Annotated in this window: 2 protein-coding genes and 2 pseudogenes; all 4 read left to right on the top strand. The window is 64.3% G+C overall.

The window, feature by feature from the left end; translation table 11 throughout:
* On the top strand, window positions 1-763 hold a 763-nt coding region (locus tag M3461_00930), incomplete at its 5' end, for a formylglycine-generating enzyme family protein (protein MDQ3773042.1).
* Window positions 764-794: 31 nt separating this feature from the next.
* Window positions 795-1,007: pseudogene (locus M3461_00925) on the top strand (hypothetical protein).
* Window positions 1,008-1,297: 290 nt separating this feature from the next.
* Window positions 1,298-2,455, top strand: a complete 1,158-nt coding sequence (amrS, locus tag M3461_00920) for an AmmeMemoRadiSam system radical SAM enzyme (protein ID MDQ3773041.1) — start codon at window positions 1,298-1,300, stop codon at window positions 2,453-2,455.
* A gap of 135 nt (window positions 2,456-2,590) precedes the next feature.
* Window positions 2,591-2,881, top strand: a pseudogene (locus tag M3461_00915) (tyrosine-type recombinase/integrase).
* Window positions 2,882-3,464: the final 583 nt, after the last annotated feature.

Raw genomic sequence — 3,464 nt, 5'->3', positions numbered from 1 at the left:
GCGGCCGAAGGCGGAACCTGAGCCCCAGATCGCCGAACCCACCTCTTTCCGTGATCCCTTGAAAATCGGCGGCCAGGGCCCGGAGATGGTCTGGGTCCCGGCCGGTAGCTACGACATGGGCAGCGCCCGCCCGGGGGCCGATCCAGACGAGCGACCTCAGCACCCGGTTCGGATCGATAGATTCGCCATCGGTCGCTACGAGGTGAGCGATGCCGAGTACGGCCGTTTCGCACGACAGACCGGGCGCGGGCTGCCGCCGATCCGCCCTTCCGATCCGAATGTCTATCCCGTGGTCTCGGTGAGCTGGCACGACGCGCTCGCCTTTACCCGCTGGCTGTCCCGAGAGACCGGTCTGCCCTACCGCCTGCCGAGCGAGGCGGAATGGGAATACGCGGCCGCGGCGGGGACGACCACGCCCTATTGGTGGGGCTTCAAGGTAGGTGCCGATGAGGCCTACTGCCACGGCTGCGGGAATCACCTACCGCGCGCCCCGGGCGCCATCGGGCGGTTCAAGGCCAACCCCTACGGTCTCTTCGACAGCGCCGGTAACGTCCTCGAGTGGGTGCAGGACTGCTACTTTCCGGCCTACGAGGGCGCCAGCGCCGACGGCGCTCCCCGCGAGGCCGATCGCTGCGAGGACCGGGTGGCCCGAGGCGGGGGCTTCGGCACACCCACGCGCTCTCTGCGCACCACCAAGCGCTTTCGCTTCGGTGCAGCAGAGGGGTATGACGATGTCGGGATCCGGGTGGCCCGCGATCCATGATCGGGCCCCACCCTCAGTCTGAAGGCACTGAATACTGAGCGAAGACCTCGGCCCCGGTCATGTTCGCCATCCGTTGCGCCCAATTCTGGCGTTGATGGATGAAGCGCTTTGGGCATTGACGAGGGAGTTTGAAGCGATGTACGCGGTAGATGGTAGGCCGTCGATCGCTCTGGAGCGGCTGCTGCGAGCCTGGTTGTTGCCTGTGCTGTATTCGGTGCACAGCGAGCGGCTGTTGTGCGAGCGCTCGGCACGAACGTATTGGGTAAACTCGGCGCCGACCGGCAAGCACCGGAAGCATTCCACCGCCCGCCCCTGCACATCGACGATCCAGACCTCGGAATTACGGAATCAACAGGCGACCCGCGGCGTAGATCAGGCAATAAAAATCCGCGAGAACCTCGCCGTTGGCGGGCCGGCCTGAAGCCATTCACTTGCTGTCCAACCTGCGCCCGACCGGACATCAGGCTAGGTTCATGTTCAGGGAGGGCGGCGCAAGCGGGCAGCATGCGCTAGACTCTGCATATGCCGCAGGCGATGGCCGACAGGCCCACGACGTTCTGGCCCACCCGATACTGGCACGCGCTCCCGGACGGCCGGGTCCAGTGCGACGTGTGCCCGCGCGCCTGCAAGCTCCACGAGGGGCAGGAAGGCTTGTGCTTCGTGCGCGCGCGGCGCGAGGGGCGGATCGTGTTGACGACCTACGGGCGCTCCAGCGGTTACTGCATCGACCCGATCGAGAAAAAGCCGCTCAATCATTTTCTGCCGGGGACGCCGGTCTTATCCTTCGGCACGGCCGGCTGCAACCTGGCCTGCAAGTTCTGTCAGAACTGGGATATCAGTAAATCCCGCGAGATCGATACTCTGGCCGACCAGGCCGCACCGGAAGCTATCGCGGAGGCCGCCATGCGGCTCGGCTGCCGCAGCGTGGCATACACCTACAACGATCCGGTGATTTTTATGGAGTATGCCATCGACGTGGCGCGCGCCTGCCGCGCGCGCGGGGTCAAGTCGGTGGCCGTGACGGCGGGCTATATCTGCCCCGAGCCGCGCCGGGAGCTCTATCACCACATAGACGCCGCCAACGTGGACCTCAAGGGCTTCACCGAGCGTTTCTATCACAAGGTCTGCGGCGGCCGTCTCACGCCCGTCCTAGACACCCTGTGCTATCTCAAGCACGAGACCGAGGTCTGGTTCGAGATCACGACGCTGTTGATCCCCGGTGAGAACGATACCGATGAGGAACTGGATGCCATGACGCGCTGGGTGGTCGAGCATCTCGGCCCCGAGGTGCCCCTGCACTTCACGGCGTTTCACCCGGACTGGAAGATGCGGGACACGCCCCACACCCCGACGACGACCTTGACGCGCGCGCGACGCATCGCGCTCGGGAACGGGGTGCGTTACGCCTACACCGGGAACGTGCACGACCCGGCGGGGGCCAGCACTTATTGCAGCGCCTGCGGCGCGGTGCTGGTCGGGCGCGACTGGTACGTGCTCTCCGACTGGAACCTCTCCGCGGACGGGCGCTGTTCGTCTTGCGGTACGCGCTGCGCCGGGGTGTTCGAGCAAAGACCCGGTCAATGGGGGCCGAAACGCGTGCCGGTACGGCTTCGGGACCCTCTGCCAAATCGGTATCCATGGGAATCCAACACCTCCAAAACCGCGTTTAAAAACAAGGGGTTTGTAACCTGAACCCGTCTGCAGTAGGCGGACAGCTTCGAGGCGGTCGCGCGCTCGAGTGATACGCCAAGCATGCGCCACGGTGGGGGCTGGGGCACGCCGACAATACCATCCGGTGCCTGGAGAGGGACGTGTTCCCGTGGCTCGATGTCAGAAACGACCATGAACGCAGCCCTGCGACGCATGGGGTACGCTAAGGACGAGATGACCGGGCACGGCTTTCGGTCGATGGCATCCACGCTCTTGAACGAGCAAGGCTGGCCCCGCGACGCGATCGAGCGCCAGCTCGCCCACAGCGAGCGCGACGCGGTACGCGCGGCCTACAACTACGCCGAGCACCTGCCCGAGCGGCGACGCATGATGCAGGCGTGGGCGGATTGTCTGGATGGGCTGAAGAACGGCACCGAGGTGGTTCCGCTGCGTGGCCGACTGGCTTGATCGAAGCGGTCTGAGCCTTGACCAGAAAGGACAGAAAGGAGGGTGACAAACTGATTTTCGCGCTACGCCGGCAGTTCTATTGGCAGGGGGAGGACGTGGAGACCGAGCTAATCATTGATGCAGTGAGTTGGTGTTGCGGGGACACTATGCGGTCAACCCCCGGCCAGATCTTACCGCATGCTAGGGCTGTCGGCTGTTGTAGGATCCTCCCGTCTTAACCCGACTTCCGCAACTCGGGCCAAGAAAGCCAGTAACCTGTTGATTTTGCGATCATGGGGTCGCAAAGGTCCAGCACTACAAGGTCATGTTTTGGTTAGGCTACGAGGGCGGCGTTGGAGGTGATCTTGGGGGGTGACTGTTGAGGTAGTACCAATCTCATCTGAGACAAGAGGAAGCGCTGATCAGGGTCGGGTTGTGTGTAGCGAGGTAGGACGAGGTGGCGCCCATCGGTGGTGGGTAGGCGTGTCCAGTCAAGGGCACATTGTCCAGTCGGTGGAAGTCCGACCGAGGCCAAAAGACTCAGGCCTCGTAGCTTGGGAGGCGCCGTGGCGCGAGAGCAAGACGGCGGAGCCCTCCGACAACA

The sequence above is a fragment of the Pseudomonadota bacterium genome (genome assembly GCA_030860485.1).
Taxonomy (GTDB): Bacteria; Pseudomonadota; Gammaproteobacteria; order JACCXJ01; family JACCXJ01; genus JACCXJ01.
This window is presented reverse-complemented; position numbering and strand designations above follow the sequence as displayed.